The sequence below is a fragment of the Leisingera sp. ANG-M1 genome, from assembly GCF_000813745.1.
Taxonomy (GTDB): Bacteria; Pseudomonadota; Alphaproteobacteria; order Rhodobacterales; family Rhodobacteraceae; genus Leisingera.
On the sequence record NZ_JWLC01000027.1, the window covers coordinates 110,622 to 127,524 of the forward strand.

Below are 16,903 nucleotides of genomic sequence, written 5' to 3' on the forward strand. Positions count from 1 at the left end.
CATGGCAAATCCATTGTTTGACCGCCTTTTCGGCATCCACGCCGGTAAGGCCTCGCCCTTCCTGCATCTGCAGAACGGTGAGGTGATTACCCATCAGGACTTCCTCGGCATGGCCGCCCAGATCGCCAATGTACTGGCCCAAACCGGGCTGAAGTCCGGCGACCGGGTTGCGGCTCAGGTAGAGAAATCCCCCGAAGGGCTCGCCCTCTATGCGGCCTGCGCCCAGGCCGGGCTGATCTTCCTGCCGCTGAACACTGCCTATACGGCAGAGGAGCTCACTTATTTCATCGAAAACAGCGGCGCCTCGGTAGTGATTTGCGATGCCCGAAGCGAGGCCACCCTGGCCCCCATCGCCAAACAGCTTGGCGCCGGAATCGAGACGCTGAACGCCGATGGCTCTGGCACCCTGATGGACCAGGCCGCTGCCATGCCGGTCTCCTTTGCCACAGTTGACCGGGACGGCGATGACCTCGCCGCCTTCCTCTATACCTCCGGCACCACCGGCCGTTCCAAGGGGGCGATGCTGACCCAGAACAACCTGCTTTCAAACGCTGAAACCCTGGCCAAGGAGTGGCGCTTTACGGCGGACGATGTGCTGCTGCACGCGCTGCCGATCTTCCACACTCACGGGCTGTTTGTGGCCACCAACGTGACCCTGGCGGCGGGCGGCAGCCTGATCTTCATGCCCAAGTTCGACCTCGACGCGGTGCTGCAGCACATGCCGCAGGCGACCAGCCTGATGGGGGTGCCCACCTTTTACACCCGCCTGCTGGGCGATGATCGCTTCACCCGCGAGATCTCGCAGCACATGCGCCTGTTTGTCTCCGGCTCAGCGCCGCTGCTGGCGGAAACCCACGTCCAGTTTGAAGAGCGCACCGGTCACCGGATCCTCGAACGCTACGGCATGACCGAGACCAATATGAACACCTCTAACCCGTTTGAGGGCGATCGCCGCGCCGGCACTGTCGGTTTCCCGCTGCCGGGGGTGGAGCTGAAAATAACCGACCCGGTCAGCGGCGCGACCCTGCCGCAAGGGGATGTCGGCCAGATCGAAGTGCGAGGTCCCAATGTGTTCAAGGGCTACTGGCAGATGCCGGAGAAAACCGCCGCTGAGCTGCGCGAAGACGGGTTCTTCATCACCGGCGACCTCGGGAAGATCGACGAAGACGGCTATGTCCATATCGTCGGCCGTAACAAGGACCTCATCATCTCGGGCGGCTACAACATCTATCCTAAGGAGATTGAGCTGGTGCTGGACGACCAGACCGGCGTGCTGGAAAGTGCGGTGATCGGCGTCCCGCATCCGGACTTCGGCGAGACCGTGCTGGGTATCGTCATCGCTGAACCCGGCCAGTCCCCCGATCTGGACGCCATGATGGAGGCCGTACGCCAGGCGCTCGCCCGCTTTAAACATCCGCGCCAGCTGATCCTGCTGAACGAGTTGCCCCGCAACACCATGGGCAAGGTTCAGAAGAACATTCTGCGCGACCAGTACAAAGACATGTTTGCGTCCTGACACTCCTCTCCCTGGGCAGGCGCCTCCGCTTTGCGGAGCGCCTGCCGCCTTTTTCACCGGAGAAAATCACAATGCCGAAATACAACAACATCCTGGTCCCGGTCTCTTTTGAGGCCGGCCGCAATGCCGCCCAGGCGCTGGAAATCGCAGACGCTATCCGCGCCAGCGGTGGGCGGATCACTGTGCTGCACGTGCTGGAGCAGCTGCCGCAATATGCAAGCGACCAGCTGCCCGCCGACCACATCGACGCGGCGCGTGCCACCGTCTCCGGCAAGCTTGCCCCTTTGACAGAAAACCTGCCGGATGCCGAGCTGGTGGTGGTGGAAGGCCACAGCGCCCGCAGCATTCTGGACTATGCTGAAGAGCACGCAAAAGACTGCATCGTTCTGGCTGGCCATCGCCCCGGCATGCAGGATCTGCTGCTGGGATCAACCGCCGCCCGGGTTGTACGCCAGGCTTCCTGTTCGGTTCATGTGGTCCGGTGATGCGGCGGCCATACCGGACCGGCTGCCCCGGCAGGCGGGCGTCAGGACTGCACCATGCGCTCAATACTGCGGGCAAACTGCAGCAATCGCGCGTCCGAGCCCTTGGGCCCGGTGATGTGCAGCCCGGCGGGCATCCCGTCTGAGGACGTGCCAAAGGGAATGGAAACCGAAGGCAGCTCTAGTGGCGGCGTGAGTGTTACAGTGCGCCAGTCTTCGGTGATCTCGCCATCTCGCAGATCCGCCGGGAAGGGCAGGCCGGTGGCGGTTGGCCACAGCGCAAAATCGTAGCGGCGGAAGAACGCGGCCACGTCCGCCCAGACCTGGGCGCGGGTTTTCTGATAGGCTGTCAGGTCAGCCAGGCTGCTCCCTTCGGCCTGGGAACAGGCGGTGCGGTAGCTTTCACCGGCCAGGGCCATATCCGGGTCCAGCGCAGCGCGGATCTGCAGGGCGCATTGGCCGCGGATGATGCCGCCATGCGCCAGCAGCGGTGCCAGATCAGGGGCGTCCTCGGCCACCTGCCAGCCCAGATCCCGGCAGAGCTGCTCCACCGGGGCAATTGCTGCCTGGATGGACGGGTCGACGTTTGCTCCAAAGGGCGCCAGCGACAGGGCGATCCGGCCTGCGGCCCGCTGCGGCGCCTGCTCCAGGCTGGCCAGCTGCGGAAGCTCCTGCCAAAAGCCGAGCGGCTGGCTGGCGGTATTGCCCTGCATCGCCTCCAGCATCAGCACCAGATCGCTGACGGAGCGGGCCATCGGCCCGGGCACAGACAGCCCGTCGAACGGCGCCGGGTTGGGGCCGTAGGGCACCAGCCCTGAAGTCGGCCGGTAACCCACGATACCGCACCAGGCTGCAGGGGTGCGGGTGCTGCCGCCCAGGTCTGAACCATCCGCCAGCGCCACCATGTTTGCCGCCAAAGCCGCCGCCGCTCCGCCAGAGCTGCCGGCCACGGTTTTCTCCGGATTCAGCGGGTTGCGGGTGGTGCCTGCCACCAGGTTCGAGGTCTGCCCGGAAAAGGTGAACTCTGGCGTGTTGCTCTTGCCGGTGATCACTGCGCCGCCCGCCCGCAGCCGGGCCACATGCAGCGCATCGTAGTCCGGCACGTGGTTTGCAAAGCTTTTCGACCCCCAGGTGGTTCGCAGCCCTTTGGTTTCAAAGCAATCCTTCACCGCAAGCGGCAGCCCGTGCAGCGGCCCGGCAAACCTGCCTTCGGCTGCCATTGTGTCCAGTTCCGCTGCCCGCGCTGCAGCGGCCTCCCAATCCAGGGTGACAAATGCATTGACGGTTTCTTCCAGCGCCTCGGTCTGTGTCTTATGCGCCTCCAGGACCTCGCTGGCGCTCAGTTCGCGGCGGCGCAGCTTGGCGGCCATCTCGACGGCGCTCAGGGCGGTGATCTCGGTCATGCGGCAGGTCTCCGGGTCTATGGAATGAAGAAACTGCCGCCAGCCTACGAAGAGGCGCGCACCGCCTCCGTCCTGAAACCGTCGAATAACCGGCCCGTCCGCGACCTGCTGTCAGCGGCGCAGCCAGCTGTGCACGGCGTCTTTGCCCCGGCGGCAGGCCTCCGCCAGCCCGGCCCCCTGCGCCAGATGGCAGGCAATGGCGGTGGCCAAGCTGCATCCGGTGCCGCGCTTCGAGGCCGCCAGCCGCGGTGCGCCGAAGGGGGTGACAGTTCCCTCGGACGTGAACAGCAGGTCAGTGCTCTTGGTTCCGGAACCATGACCGCCCTTGACCAGCACCGCCTGCACGCCCTGCGCCAAAAGCGCGGCAGCCTGGGTGTCCGGGCTGCCGCCGGTGCCGGACAGAATTTCCAGCTCCTGCAGGTTCGGGGTGACCAGTGCTGCCCGCCGCAGCAGCGCGCCAAAACCGTCCGCTTCCATCAGCAGGCCGCCCGACGTGGCCTTTAGAACCGGGTCCAGCACGATCGGGAGATTCGTGGGCAGGGCAGCCTCAACCGCTTTGGCCGCGGCAGCCGAGCCCAGCATGCCGGTCTTGGCGGCACCGGCCGCAGGCAGCGTTGCCAATGCCGCGCGGGCCTGGGCTGCAATGCTTTCCGTGGTGCAGGGGTGGACTGCCAGCACCGCTTTGTTGGTCTGTACTGTAACGGCGGTCACAACCGGGCGCACAGCGGCGCCCAGTTCCGCAGCCATAGCAGCATCGCGGCTAAGACCCGCGCCGCCGCTGCTGTCGGTGCCGCCGATGGCCAGGATGGCGGTCATGCGCTGTCCCCGGCGGCCAGCAGCGCCAGGTTGCTGTAGCCAGCGTGCTGCAGGTCTGACGCCGCCCCCCAGGCCCGCAGCCCGGTCCGGCAGCACAGCACAATCCGCCCCTCGCGGGGGAGGCCTGCTCCGGCGAGATCCGCCCGGGCAATCCGCCGGGCCTGAGGCGCCGGCAAGGCGGGGGCCTCGGCTGCATCGCGCAGCTCGATGACGGTGTCCTGCGGCGTGATATGCGCGGCGGCGATGAAGGGCAGGGCGGCGTCCGGTTCCTCTGCGCCGTCAAAGCGGAAAGAGCTTACTTGCAGCTCTTCCAGCCGGAAAATGAACAGCTGCCCCCGCGGGGACGGCTGGTGATCCAGCAGCGCCTTCAGCGCCAGCTGTGCCTGCAGCGCGCCGATCATGCCGACAGCCGGCCCCATCACACCCGCCGTTGCACAGGTCGCGGCCTGTGCGGGCAGATCCGGGAAGACCGCCCTGAGCGAAGGCCCGCCGCCGCAAAATCCGCCGGCATAGCCCGACTGCCCCAGCGCCGAGGCCGAGATCAGCGTCTTGCCCTGCCGCAGGCATTCATCTGAGAGAACATAGGACACCGCAAAACTGTCCGCCGCATCCACCACCAGATCGGCGGCAGCCACTAGCCCGGCTGCATTGGCCGCGTCCAGCCGCCGGACCTGCGCATCAATTTTAAGCGCCGGATTGCCCGCCAGCAGATGCCGCCGCGCCGTCTCCGCCTTGGGCCGTCCCAGGTCTGTCATGGAATACAGCACCTGCCGGTGCAGGTTGCTCTCCTCGACCGTGTCGCCGTCCAGGAGCGTGATCCGGCCCACGCCGGCTCCGCCCAGGTACTGCAGCACCGGGCAGCCGAGGCCCCCGGCACCGACAACAAGCACATGCGCTTCGGCAAGCCGTGCCTGACCTTCCGCGCCGACTTCCGGCAGGACCATCTGGCGGGCGTAACGGTTCATGCCTCTTCCCTGATCCTGCAGGCCGCGGCCCACTCTCGGGTGCGCGCCTCGGGGTCATCAGCCAGCTGGATATCTGTCACCACCGCAGCGCTGTCAGCGCCTGCAGCAAACACTCCAGGCAGCCGCTCCGGCGTCAGCCCGCCAATAGCTACCAAAGGCGTATCCCCGGCCATCTGCTTCCAGCGGGTCACTCGCTCCAGCCCCTGCGGTCCCCATTTCATCTTCTTCAGCAGCGTCGGATAGACCGGTCCCAGCGCCACATAGGCAGGACCAAAGGACAAAGCCCGCTCCAGCTCGCTCTCGTCATGAGTCGAAAGACCAAACCGCACCCCCTTGCGGCGCAAGGCGGCAAAATCGGCGGTGTCCATGTCCTCCTGGCCCAGATGCACAAAATTGCAGTTCAGATCCAAGGCGGCTTGCCAGTAGTCATTCACCACCAGCTGCGCATCATGCACCGCGCAGAAATCGCGCGCACGGGCAATCTGACGCCGCACCTCCGCTTCCGGCTCATCCTTGATCCGCAATTGCACCAGCTTGGCGCCCTGCGGCACCAGCAGCTCCAGCCGGCCGACATGGCCCACGATCAGGTAAAAACGTTCCATCATGCAAACTCCGCCATTCCCAGAACCGGTGTGGAAGGCACTGCCATATCGCGCCGCTCCATCGGATCGGCCTCATAGCCTTCGCGCCCGGCAACAACCGCCATCGCCATGGCATGAGCCATTCCGGCAGGATCGCCTGCCTTGGCCACCGCGGTGTTCAGCAGCACCGCGTCCATGCCCATCTCCATCGCCTGGGCCGCATCCGAAGGCCGCCCGATACCGGCATCCACAATCAGCGGTACGTCGGGGAAATGCGCCCGCATTGCCCTGAGCGCATCCGGGTTGCGAAGCCCCTGGCCCGATCCTATCGGCGCGCCCCAGGGCATCAGCAGCTCGCAGCCTGCCTCCAAGAGCTTCTCGCCCACCACCAGGTCGTCGGTGGTATAGGGAAAGACCTGGAAGCCGTCTGCGGACAGGATCCGTGCCGCCTCCACCAGGCCAAACACATCCGGCTGCAGCGTGTCGGAATGGCCGATCACTTCCAGCTTGATCCAGGGCGTATCAAACAGCTCGCGCGCCATATGCGCGGTGGTGACAGCCTCCTGCACCGAATGGCATCCGGCGGTATTGGGCAGGATGCGGCAGCCGGTCTCCCGCAGGTTCTCCCAGAACCCCGCGCCAGAGCCATCGGCGGTTTCCCGGCGCAAGGAAACGGTGATGATCTCCGTGCCGCTGGATTTCACAGCTTCCGTCAGCACCGCAGGCGAGGGGTACTGCGCGGTGCCCAATAGCAGCCGCGAGTTGATTTCGATTCCATAGAATTGCATGTCAGCCTCCCTGCATCGGGGCCAGAACTTCCAGCCGGTCGCCCTCAGCCAGCTGCACATCGCTGCGTTTGCCGCGGGCCACAAAGGCGCCGTTCAAAGCGGTGGCGACAGCCGGGCTGGTAAAGCCCAGCTCGTTCAGAGCCGCCTCCAGGGTTGCACCGGCCACCTCATGCGGTTTGGCGTTCACGATGATCTTCATCTGTTGTCTCCGGTATCAGCAGCCCGGCGGCCTGCTGCGCCATTGCAGGCGCCAGCAGAAAGCCATGCCGGTAAAGGCCGTTAAGATAGAGCGTGCCGTCCTGCTCACTCAGCCGCGGCAGGTTGTCGGCGAAGGCAGGGCGCAGGCCCGCGCCGGTTTCCACCACGCTGGCCTCGGCCAGCCCGGGGTGCAGCGCATAAGCCGCGCTCAAGAGTTCGCTGAGCGAGCGCAGGGTGACGGGGCGGTCCGAGCTGCTCTCGACCATGGTGCCGCCGATCATGAAATGCCCGTCGCCGCGCGGCACCAGATAGAGCGGCATCCTCGGGTGCAGCAGCCGCAGGGTGCGGCTGATCTGCACATCCTGGCAGTGCAGGATGGCCATCTCGCCGCGCACTGGCCGCAAACCTGGCAGCGGTGCCGCCATGCCGGTGCAATCCAGCGTGACACGGGCCGGGGCAGGGGTGCCATAGCGGATCTCCACCCCCATCTCCTGCACCTTGGCGCTTAGGTCCCGCAAAGCGCGGCGCGGGTCCAGATGCGCCTCGCCTTCAAAGAACAGCCCCTGCGAAAACCGCCCGGCCAGCGCCGGTTCCAGTTCCGCAAGGTCCTGCGCAGACACCGTCCGGTGGCCTGAGGTGCGGCGGGCAAAGCGGGGGAGTTCCGCCCGGTCGCGGGCGGGCGCCACCACCAGCGTGCCGCGCCTGTGGACCGGGGTGATCCTGGCCCACCAGTTCGAGGCGCGGCTGCCGAGGGTGATCACCTCCGCCTCCGCACTCTCGCGCTCGCACCAGGGCGCCAGCATGCCGCCGGCAAAGCGCGCGACACTGCTGTCTCCGGGGGTCTCGCCCCGCTCATAGACGGTGACCGCCGCCCCGCGCTGCGCCAGTTCATAGGCGCAGGCGAGACCGGCAAGGCCTGCGCCTGCGATAGTGATCACTCGGCCGGCTCCGCTTTGTCGGCGGGCATGTACAGCTCGCCGCCCTCGCGGAACTTGGCCGCCATCGCCTCCATCCCCTCTTTCTGCGCCTCGGCGCGAATGTCGTGGGAGATCCGCATCGAGCAGAACTTCGGCCCGCACATGGAGCAGAAATGCGCCACCTTGTGGGCTTCCTTGGGCAGGGTCTGGTCGTGATAGTCACGGGCGGTTTCCGGGTCGAGCGCCAGGTTGAACTGGTCTTCCCAGCGGAACTCGAACCGGGCACGGGAAATCGCATCGTCGCGCCGCTGCGCGCCCGGCAGGCCCTTGGCCAGATCCGCCGCATGGGCCGCGATCTTGTAGGTGATCACCCCGGTCTTGACGTCATCGCGGTCGGGCAGGCCCAGGTGCTCCTTCGGCGTCACATAGCACAGCATCGCGCAGCCGAACCAGCCGATCATCGCCGCCCCGATGCCCGAGGTGATGTGGTCATAGCCCGGCGCGATATCGGTGGTCAGCGGCCCAAGCGTGTAGAACGGCGCCTCGTGGCAGCACTCCAGCTGCTTGTCCATGTTCTCCTTGATCTTGTGCATGGCGACATGGCCCGGCCCTTCGATCATCACTTGGCAGTCCTTGGCCCAGGCGATCTTGGTCAGCTCGCCCAGGGTCTCCAGCTCGGCAAACTGCGCCTCGTCATTGGCATCGGCAATCGAGCCGGGGCGCAGCCCGTCGCCAAGGGAGAAGGCCACGTCATACTTGCGGCAGATGTCGCAGATCTCGTCGAAATGCGTGTAGAGGAAGCTTTCCTTGTGGTGGTGTAGGCACCACTGCGCAATGATCGAGCCGCCGCGCGAGACAATGCCCGTCACCCGTTTCACGGTCATCGGCACCATATGCAGGCGCACGCCGGCATGGATGGTGAAATAGTCGACGCCCTGTTCCGCCTGCTCGATCAGCGTGTCGCGGAACACCTCCCAGGTCAGGTCTTCGGCGATGCCGTTCACCTTCTCAAGCGCCTGATACAGCGGCACGGTCCCGATCGGCACCGGCGAGTTGCGCACGATCCATTCACGGGTGTTGTGGATGTTGCGCCCCGTCGACAGGTCCATCACCGTGTCCGCACCCCAGCGGATCGACCAGACCAGCTTGTCCACTTCCTCTTCCATCGAGGAGGTGACAGCCGAGGTGCCCATATTGGCGTTGATTTTGACCAGGAAGTTGCGGCCGATAATCATCGGTTCGCTTTCCGGGTGGTTGATGTTGTTCGGAATGATGGCGCGGCCCGCGGCAACCTCGTCACGGACAAACTCCGGGGTCACGTAGTCGGGGATATTGGCGCCCCAGTCGTGGCCGTCGCGCTCCGGCGCCACCGCCTCGCGCAGCTGGTTTTCACGGATGGCGATGAATTCCATCTCCGGCGTCACGATACCTGCACGGGCATAGGCCAGCTGGGTCACGGCCTTGCCGTCCTTGGCGCGCAGCGGGCGCGGTTTCACCGGGAATTCCGGCACCAGCCGCTCGCCCGAAGCAAAGCCGTTGTCCTCGGGCTTCACATCGCGGCCGTCGTATTCCTCGACATCGCCGCGGTCCAGGATCCACTGGCGGCGCAACGCGGGCAGACCCTGGCGGATATCGGTCAGCACATTGGGGTCGGTGTAAGGGCCTGAGCTGTCATAGACCGGCAGCGGCTCTTCGCCGGCGGTGGGGTGGACCGAAATCTCGCGCATCGGCACGCGGATATCGGAGAACCGCTCGCCTTCGACATAGATCTTGCGCGACGCGGGCAGGCCACCGGTGGTGATCTTGGGATTGGGGACGTTCATTTTGGTGCTCCTCGAAGCCTAAACTCAGAAAAGACACCAGATGAGGTTTGGCTCGGGAAACAGAGGCTGTACGGGGCCCCTTGTTCAGTTTCGCACGGCTGGCGGGATGTACGGGTCCCGTGGCAATGCGCACCTAGCTTCCTACGCCAGTATCAACTGGGTCAGGTTCAAAGGGTCGCGCCGCCGGTCCGGGTTGCCCCGCACCTAAACGCCTCTCAGTCCCCTTGGCGGGACTCCCCTGCGTGCCTATAGGGCTAGGGGAGGCACGGGGTTTGCGTCAACCGGAATCTTTGTAGATTATTTTTTGGCCTTAATATCAGTCTCGTATTGGCCTTATTTGCGCGTATTTGGGGCAAATCGCTGCAGCGCAGCTTTGGTGCTTGATCGGCGCTGGCAAAATTATCTATAAAACCCGGAGGCGCCATCCGCGCATGGCCAAAAGGTATACGAGAACAGGAGACAGCATGCTGGACGCTGCACCCATCCGCACCGACTGGACCCGCGAGGAAGCGGAAGCGATTTACAACAAGCCTTTCATGGACTTGCTGTTTCAGGCGCACACCGTGCACCGGCAGTATTTCGACCCCAACCAGGTGCAGAAATCCAAGCTCCTGAGCATCAAGACCGGCGGCTGCGCCGAGGATTGCGCCTATTGCTCGCAGTCGGCCCGCAACGGCGCGCAGCTCTCGGCCTCCAAGCTGATTGAGGTGCAGCGGGTGATTGCCGAGGCCAAGAAAGCCAAGGAAGGCGGCGCGACGCGCTATTGCATGGGCGCGGCCTGGCGCTCGCCCAAGGACCGCGACATGGCGGCGCTGGAGGCGATGGTGCAGGGGGTCAAGGATCTGGGCATGGAAACCTGCATGACGCTGGGCATGCTGGACGAGGAGCAGGTGTTCCGCCTGCGCGACGCGGGTCTCGACTACTACAACCACAATATCGACACCTCCGAGCGCTACTACTCGGAAATCATCACCACCCGCACCTTTGCCGACCGGATCGACACCCTGAACCGGGTGCGTGAAGCGGGCATCAAGGTCTGCTCCGGCGGCATCGTCGGCATGGGCGAGCAGCAGCTCGACCGTATCGACATGATGCTGGCGCTGGCGACGCTGGAGGTGCACCCGGATTCGGTGCCTGTGAACATGCTGATCCCGATTGCCGACACGCCCCTGGCCGATGTCGAAAAGCTGGACCCCATCGAATTTGTCCGCTCGGTGGCGCTGGCCCGCATCCTGATGCCGAAGTCGCATGTGCGCCTGTCCGCAGGCCGTACCGACATGTCCGACGAGATGCAGGCGATGTGCTTCTTCGCCGGTGCCAACTCAATCTTTGTGGGCGACACGCTGCTGACCGCGGACAACCCGGAAGAGGACAAGGACCAGCAGCTGTTCGACCGTCTGGGCATCACCGCGATGGCCGCGGGCTGCGACGGCAGCCGCTGATGGCAGGCGCCTTTCCCAGGCATGAGAAATCGCTGGAAGCGCTGCGCACCCGCGGGCGCTACCGGCAGCTGATGCCGCGGGAAGGGCATGACTTCGCCTCCAACGATTATCTCGGCCTGGCCGGCGACGACGTGCTGCGGGCAGCGGCGATTGCCGCCGTGGCGCGGGGCGTGCCGGTTGGCGCTGGCGGCGCGCGCCTGTTGCGCGGCAATGACGCCGAGCACCAGCTGCTGGAAGCCGAGGCCGCGGAGTTTTTCGGCACCGAGGCGGCGCTGTTCATGGGCGGCGGTTTCAACGCCAATCAGGCGATCTTTTCGGCCCTGCCGCAGCAGGGTGATCTGGTGCTGTATGATGCGCTGGTCCATGCCAGCGTCCACGAAGGAATGCGGCTGGGCCGGGCCGAGACCCGCAGCTTTGCCCATAGCGACGTGGAAGACGTTGCGCGAGTACTGAAGGAGTGGCGGGCGGCAGGCGGCGAAGGCCAGGTCTGGATCGCGGTTGAGGCGGTTTACTCCATGGACGGCGATCTGGCGCCGCTGGACGCTCTGATGGCTTTGGCTGACGCAGCGGGCGCCGTGCTGGTGGTCGACGAAGCCCATTCAACCGGTGTGTTCGGCGATCAGGGGCGCGGGCTGGCGCATGAAATTGCGCACCGCCCCAACGTGCTGTCGCTCCATACCTGCGGCAAGGCGCTGGGCGCCTCTGGTGCTCTGATCTGCGGCCAGAAGGTGCTGATCGAGACGCTGATCAACAAGGCCCGCAGCTTCATCTACGCCACCGCGCCATCGCCGCTGAATGCCGCATTGGTCCGTGCCGCCCTGCAAGAACTGCAGGAGAACCCGGCCCGCCGTGAAAAGGCGTGGGAGGGGATTTCCCATGCCCAAGGCGAGGCCAAGCGCCTGTGCGGGCTGGCCGGTTCCCAAAGCCAGATCCTGCCGGTGGTGATCGGCGACGACAAGCGCACCATGGCGCTGGCCGCTGCGATGCAGGCCCGCGGCTATGACATCCGCGGCATCCGCCCGCCAACGGTGCCCCGCGGCACCTCACGGTTGCGGCTGTCGATCACGCTGAACACAGGGGCAGGGGTCGTTACTGCGATGTTCGAAGACCTTGCCCGGGAAATGGAGGCACTGCCATGAGCGCGCTGATTGTCACAGGCACCGATACCGGCATTGGCAAGACCATCTTCTCCGCAGGCCTGGTGCAGGCGCTGGGCGCCACATACTGGAAACCGGTGCAATCGGGGCTGGAGGAAGAGACCGACAGCCAGATCGTGGCGCGCCTTTCCGGCCGCCCGGCGTTGCCGGAAGGCTACCTGCTGCAGCTCCCAGCCTCGCCGCATCTGTCGGCGGAGGCCGAAGGCGTCGAGATCGACCCGGCTGCGCTGCCTTTGCCCGCAGTCGACGGCACGCTAGTAGCCGAAGGGGCAGGCGGGCTGATGGTGCCTCTGAACCGTGAGATGCTGTATCTCGACCTCTTCGCCCGCTGGGGCGCACCGGTCATTCTCTGCGCCCGCACCCAGCTGGGGACCATCAACCACACGCTGCTGTCGCTGAAAGCGCTGCGGGATGCGGGCTGTGCAGTGGTGGGCGTCGCCTTCATCGGGGACGCGGAGCCAGAGGTGGAGGAAACCATCTGCCAGTTTGGAAAGGTTGCCTACCTGGGCCGGTTGCCGGTGCTGGGTGAACTGACCTCTGACGCGCTGGCCGTGGCCTTCCAGGCCAGCATCCGCGTGGATGTGATCAAGGAGGCGTTGGCATGAGCGCCGCAGACCTGACCCAGCTGGAATTCGACCAGCAGCATCTCTGGCACCCGTACACCAATGTCGCCAAACCGGGCCCGACCTTTGTGGTGAAGGAAAGTAAAGGCGTGCATATCACGCTGGACGACGGCACCCGTCTGATCGACGCCATGTCGTCCTGGTGGTGTATGATGCACGGGCATAAAAACCCGGCAATCACCAAGGCAATTCACGACCAGCTCGACACTCTGCCGCATGTGATGTTCGGCGGGCTGACCCATGACCCGGCCATCGACCTGGGCCGCAAGCTCTTGGAGATCACCCCCGAAAGCCTGACCCGCATCTTTTATTGCGATAGCGGCTCCGTCTCGGTCGAGGTGGCGATGAAGATGGCGGTGCAGTACCAGCACGCTATCGGCCAGCCCGGGCGCAAGGAGTTCGCCACCATCCGCTCCGGCTATCACGGCGACACCTGGAAAGCGATGAGCGTCTGCGACCCGGACACTGGCATGCACCACCTGTTCCAGGGCGCGCTGAGCGTGCAGCATTTCGTCTCCCGCCCGCCGATCCGCATCCATGAGGAATGGATCGACGATCCGGCCCGCAACGGGCTGGGCGAATTGCGCCAAGTGCTGGAGGCCAACGCGCAGAAGATCGCGGCCTTCATCCTGGAACCCGTCGTGCAGGGCACCGGCGGCATGTATTTCTACCACCCGGAGTACCTGAACCAGGCCCGCGCGCTGTGCGACGAGCTGGGCATCCTGCTGATCTTCGACGAAATCGCCACCGGCTTTGGCCGCACCGGCGAACTATTCGCCACCGGTTTCTGCACTGTCGAGCCGGACATCATCTGCCTCGGCAAGGGGCTGACCGGCGGCCATATCTCCTTCGCCTGCACCATGACCAACGACCGCGTTGCCGAAGGCATCGGCGGCGGCAATCCCGGCCTGTTCATGCATGGTCCTACCTACATGGGCAATCCGCTGGCCTGCGCCGCGGCCAAGGCCTCTCTGGATCTGCTCACCGGCCAGGACTGGCGCGGCACCGTGGCCGCAATCGGCGAGCAGATGGAAGCCGAACTAGCCCCGGCCCGTGACCTGCCGAATGTGGCGGATGTTCGGGTGCTGGGCGCCATCGGCGTGATTGAGATGAAACACCGGGTGTCGGCGGACGAGGCCCACGCCCGCGCCCATGAAATGGGCGTCTTCCTGCGTCCCTTCGGGCACAACATCTACACCATGCCGCCCTTCATCACTTCGCCCGATCAGCTGAGCGAGATCACCGCAGGCATGCTGCGGCTGGCGCAGGAGCTGTAGGCATGGAATTCCGCTGGCTCAAACAGAACCAGGCAGCCGAGGCCATCGTGGTCTTCGGCGGCTGGGCTGTGGGGCCGGAGGTGTTCTGGCATCTGGACGGCCCGCAGGACGTTCTGTTTGCCAGCGATTACAGCTCGCTGGATGCAGAACTGCCGGATCTTTCTGGCTATGAAAGAGTCAGTCTGCTGGCATGGTCCTTTGGCGTCGCCGCCTATGCCCATTGGCAGGCCGGCCGTTACGACCCTTTCACGCGCAAGGTTGCAGTGAACGGCAGCCTGCAGCCGGTGAACCGCGGTGCCGGCATTCCGCCTGCTATCTTCCGCAAAACAGTGGAAACACTGAGCCTGGAGGCGTACCAAGGCTTTCTCACCCGGGTGTTCGGCTCACCGCAGGAGGCGGAACCGCTGGATGTGGAGGCCCGCCGCGGCGAGCTGCTGGCAGTGGAGCGGCGCGGGGATGCGCCTCAGATGCGGTTTGACAGGATTTGGATCAGCGCACAGGACAAGATCTTTCCGCCCGCTAATCTGGCCCGCGCCTGGGCCGGGCAGAATGTCAGCCAAATCGATGCCGCTCATGCGCCGTTTGACCGGTTCAAAACCTGGGAGGCGCTGTTCTGATGCGAGATATGGCAGCGCAGCACCCGGATCAGGGCCGTATCCGCCAAAGCTTCCGCCGCGGGCTGGAGAGCTATCACCGCAACGCCTCGGTGCAGGCAGAAATTGCCGCGCGGCTGGCGCAAATGCTGCAAGAGGAGGGGGCGCCCGGGCGGTTCGGAGCGGCGCTGGAGTTTGGCTGCGGCACCGGCCATCTGACCCGGCAGCTGCTGCAGCGGTTTGACATTGGCAGCCTGGTTCTTAACGACCTGGTGCCGGAAGCGGCGCTGGGACTGAAAGAGCTGCAGCCGGCCCCGCCGCAGGCCCGGTTCGAGTGCGGCCCGATCGAAAGCCTGGTGCTGCCGCAGGACCTGGATCTGATTGCCTCGGCCTCCACTGTGCAATGGATTCCGGATCTGCCGGCGCTGACAGCGCAGCTGGCGGCCCATTTGAAACCCGGAGGCTGGCTGGCGCTCTCGGGTTTCGGCCGCCGCCAGTTCCATGAACTGGCAGCGCTGGGCTCCGGTGCTGCGGCGCCCAGTTACCTGGATGCAGCGGACTGGCCTGCAGTACTGCCCGAAGGCGTGGAGATCCTTGCAGTGGAGCAGGCTCCGGCGGTGCTGGAATTCGGCAGCGCTGTCGCCCTGCTGAAACACCTGCGCCAGACCGGGGTAAACGGCCAGGCCCGGCAGAACTGGAGCCGCCGCCGCTTGCAGGAATTCGAGGCGGCCTACCAGGCCCGCTTTGGCCGGGGCGGAAAACTGCCGCTGACCTATGATCCGGTGCTGCTGGTTGCCCGCAAGACTGGGTGACAGGAATGCGCCGCTTTCTGTGCGCTATGCGCGCTTGCGGCGAGTTTTAAGTTTTTTCCTATCTGGTTGCTGTGCTGTTCCGCTGCGGCGTTAATCTTTGTCAATATCCCCCTGATATGCCGGTTCAGGGGCTGCGTCTTTGCGCGCGGCATGTGGAAAGACTGGCAGTACGGGAGTGACGCCATGACATTCAAAACCATTGCGGCAGCGCTGACGGCGCTGGCGGTTTCGGGCGCGGCCGAAGCCGCGGATATGGGGGATACCGGCACGCCGATCCGGCTTTCGCTGAACAATTGGACGGGCCAGCAGCTGTCGACCTATATCGCCGGCGGTATGCTGGAAGAGGCCGGCTACACGGTCGAATACGTAGAAGCCGATCAGGGCGCCATGTATGAACAGATCGCCTCGGGCGATGTTCATGCGATGGTCGAAATCTGGACCACCAGCAACCCGGCTGATTACTTTTCTGTCCGTGATGACGGACGGGTCGAAGAGCTTGGCGACTTGGGGCTGGACGCACGCAACGGCGTGGTGTTCCCGCCTTATGTGGCGCAGATGTGCCCGGGCCTGCCCGATTGGACGGCGCTGCGCAACTGTGCTGGCATTTTCTCCAAGGACGGCAAAGGCAAGCGGGGCGTCTACCTGGCCTATCCGGAATCCTGGGGCTCGCCCGGGGCGGACCGGATCCGGGCGCTGGACTTGACGTTTGACGTGGTGGCAGCCGAGTCTGAAGCCGCGATGATCGAAGCGTTCCAGAAGGCCTACAAGGAAAAGCGTCCGGTGATCTCCACCTTCTGGGCGCCGCATTGGGCGATGTCTTCTTATGCGCTGCAATTCGTGCGCCTGCCCAAACCGGAGCCTGCCTGCTACACGGATCCGTCCTGGGGGCCGAACCCCAATGCCACCGGTGACTGCGATTTCTACCGCGGCGGCGTGGTCAAGGCGAGCTGGACCGGTTTCAAAGAGCGCTGGCCGGCCGCTTATGAGATCCTCAAGAACTATGAGCTGAGTATATGGGACCAGCAGCCGTTGATCGGCCTGGTAGATGTGCGCGGCGAGACCGTGCCGGGCGCCGCCCGCGGCTGGCTGGCGGTGAACCGCGCCAAATGGATGCCGGTTGTCGAGGAAGCCACCGGCAAGGGCCGCTCCTGATCCTTGCAGGAAATCGGCAGCGCCTCCGCCGCGGCGGAGGCGCTGTTTGCGCCATGGCATGGCGGCTTGAGCGCGGTGCCGGAACCGGGTTAGCTTGGGGCCAGCCAGGCGGGCGGCCTGGGCCAGGGTGATTCCGGAACTTGTCCGTTTGCACAAAAACTTGAACCGTCAATCAAAATATTTTGCCGTTTGCGCCGCATTTTCTCGACAAAGCGCCGCAAAGTGTTCCAATACTTGCATTGTCCCCGGCCACACTTGGGCCACCGGCACCAGCGGATAAGACCAAGACCGGCCGCAAGGCCAGGCAGGTGCCATGAACCGCCGGGTTCCAAAAGATGCGCCAAACCCGTCACACCGT

The 16,903-nt window shown here is 65.0% G+C and carries 17 protein-coding genes and 1 riboswitch; of the genes, 9 read left to right on the forward strand and 8 right to left on the reverse strand.

Annotation, left to right across the window (positions count from 1 at the left end; all coding sequences use genetic code 11):
• Nucleotide 1 precedes the first annotated feature (1 nt).
• Together RA19_RS22305 and RA19_RS22310 are read left to right on the forward strand one after the other, a co-directional pair.
• Complete coding sequence (locus tag RA19_RS22305) at nt 2-1,516, forward strand: malonate--CoA ligase (RefSeq protein ID WP_039167110.1); 1,515 nt, start codon at nt 2-4, stop codon at nt 1,514-1,516.
• Nucleotides 1,517-1,587: 71 nt separating this feature from the next.
• On the forward strand, nt 1,588-2,001 hold the full coding sequence (locus tag RA19_RS22310) for a universal stress protein (RefSeq protein ID WP_039167114.1): 414 nt from the start codon (nt 1,588-1,590) through the stop codon (nt 1,999-2,001).
• Between the two features lie 41 nt (nt 2,002-2,042).
• Here RA19_RS22310 and RA19_RS22315 read toward each other — a convergent pair whose 3' ends face one another.
• The 8 genes from RA19_RS22315 to thiC all read right to left on the reverse strand — a co-directional run bounded on the left by RA19_RS22315 (nt 2,043) and on the right by thiC (nt 9,489).
• Nucleotides 2,043-3,401 carry an amidase gene (locus RA19_RS22315; protein ID WP_052261988.1) on the reverse strand — a complete coding sequence of 453 codons (1,359 nt, stop codon included), beginning with the start codon at nt 3,399-3,401 and terminating at the stop codon, nt 2,043-2,045.
• 111 nt (nt 3,402-3,512) lie between these two features.
• Nucleotides 3,513-4,217 (reverse strand): bifunctional hydroxymethylpyrimidine kinase/phosphomethylpyrimidine kinase, encoded by a 705-nt coding sequence (gene thiD / locus RA19_RS22320; protein WP_039167117.1) that lies wholly within the window; start codon nt 4,215-4,217, stop codon nt 3,513-3,515.
• Nucleotides 4,214-5,182, reverse strand: coding sequence for a HesA/MoeB/ThiF family protein (locus tag RA19_RS22325; RefSeq protein ID WP_039167118.1), 969 nt, complete (start codon nt 5,180-5,182; stop codon nt 4,214-4,216). Before RA19_RS22325 ends, thiD begins: the two co-directional genes overlap by 4 nt.
• Nucleotides 5,179-5,784, reverse strand: coding sequence for a thiamine phosphate synthase (locus tag RA19_RS22330; RefSeq protein ID WP_039167307.1), 606 nt, complete (start codon nt 5,782-5,784; stop codon nt 5,179-5,181). The genes RA19_RS22325 and RA19_RS22330 overlap by 4 nt, the downstream gene beginning before the upstream one ends.
• A complete protein-coding gene (locus RA19_RS22335; RefSeq protein WP_039167120.1) occupies nt 5,784-6,551 on the reverse strand; it encodes a thiazole synthase in 768 nt (255 codons plus the stop codon). Before RA19_RS22335 ends, RA19_RS22330 begins: the two co-directional genes overlap by 1 nt.
• Nucleotide 6,552: 1 nt before the next feature.
• The gene (gene thiS, locus RA19_RS22340) at nt 6,553-6,750 is read right to left on the reverse strand and encodes a sulfur carrier protein ThiS (protein ID WP_039167124.1); all 198 of its coding nucleotides are present in this window, start codon (nt 6,748-6,750) and stop codon (nt 6,553-6,555) included.
• A complete protein-coding gene (locus tag RA19_RS22345; RefSeq protein WP_039167126.1) occupies nt 6,719-7,687 on the reverse strand; it encodes an FAD-dependent oxidoreductase in 969 nt (322 codons plus the stop codon). The genes thiS and RA19_RS22345 overlap by 32 nt, the downstream gene beginning before the upstream one ends.
• Nucleotides 7,684-9,489 (reverse strand): phosphomethylpyrimidine synthase ThiC, encoded by a 1,806-nt coding sequence (gene thiC / locus RA19_RS22350; protein ID WP_039167128.1) that lies wholly within the window; start codon nt 9,487-9,489, stop codon nt 7,684-7,686. Before thiC ends, RA19_RS22345 begins: the two co-directional genes overlap by 4 nt.
• Before the next feature lie 121 nt (nt 9,490-9,610).
• A riboswitch (TPP riboswitch) is annotated at nt 9,611-9,739 on the reverse strand.
• A 214-nt stretch (nt 9,740-9,953) separates the two neighbouring features.
• On the opposite strand from thiC, the gene bioB reads away from it, so the two are divergent.
• The 7 genes from bioB to RA19_RS22385 all read left to right on the forward strand — a co-directional run bounded on the left by bioB (nt 9,954) and on the right by RA19_RS22385 (nt 16,545).
• Entirely contained in the window at nt 9,954-10,931 is a 978-nt protein-coding gene (gene bioB / locus RA19_RS22355; protein ID WP_039167130.1) for a biotin synthase BioB, read from the forward strand.
• Nucleotides 10,931-12,070, forward strand: coding sequence for an 8-amino-7-oxononanoate synthase (locus tag RA19_RS22360; protein WP_039167132.1), 1,140 nt, complete (start codon nt 10,931-10,933; stop codon nt 12,068-12,070). The genes bioB and RA19_RS22360 overlap by 1 nt, the downstream gene beginning before the upstream one ends.
• Entirely contained in the window at nt 12,067-12,693 is a 627-nt protein-coding gene (bioD, locus tag RA19_RS22365; RefSeq protein WP_039167135.1) for a dethiobiotin synthase, read from the forward strand. The genes RA19_RS22360 and bioD overlap by 4 nt, the downstream gene beginning before the upstream one ends.
• Nucleotides 12,690-13,988, forward strand: coding sequence for an adenosylmethionine--8-amino-7-oxononanoate transaminase (gene bioA, locus RA19_RS22370; RefSeq protein WP_039167137.1), 1,299 nt, complete (start codon nt 12,690-12,692; stop codon nt 13,986-13,988). Before bioD ends, bioA begins: the two co-directional genes overlap by 4 nt.
• A gap of 2 nt (nt 13,989-13,990) precedes the next feature.
• The gene (locus RA19_RS22375; RefSeq protein ID WP_039167139.1) at nt 13,991-14,605 is read left to right on the forward strand and encodes a pimeloyl-ACP methyl esterase BioG family protein; all 615 of its coding nucleotides are present in this window, start codon (nt 13,991-13,993) and stop codon (nt 14,603-14,605) included.
• The gene (gene bioC / locus RA19_RS22380; RefSeq protein ID WP_039167140.1) at nt 14,605-15,393 is read left to right on the forward strand and encodes a malonyl-ACP O-methyltransferase BioC; all 789 of its coding nucleotides are present in this window, start codon (nt 14,605-14,607) and stop codon (nt 15,391-15,393) included. The genes RA19_RS22375 and bioC overlap by 1 nt, the downstream gene beginning before the upstream one ends.
• A 183-nt stretch (nt 15,394-15,576) precedes the next feature.
• Nucleotides 15,577-16,545: an ABC transporter substrate-binding protein gene (locus RA19_RS22385; RefSeq protein WP_039167143.1), complete on the forward strand. Its 969-nt coding sequence runs from the start codon at nt 15,577-15,579 to the stop codon at nt 16,543-16,545.
• The last annotated feature ends 358 nt before the right edge of the window (nt 16,546-16,903 follow it).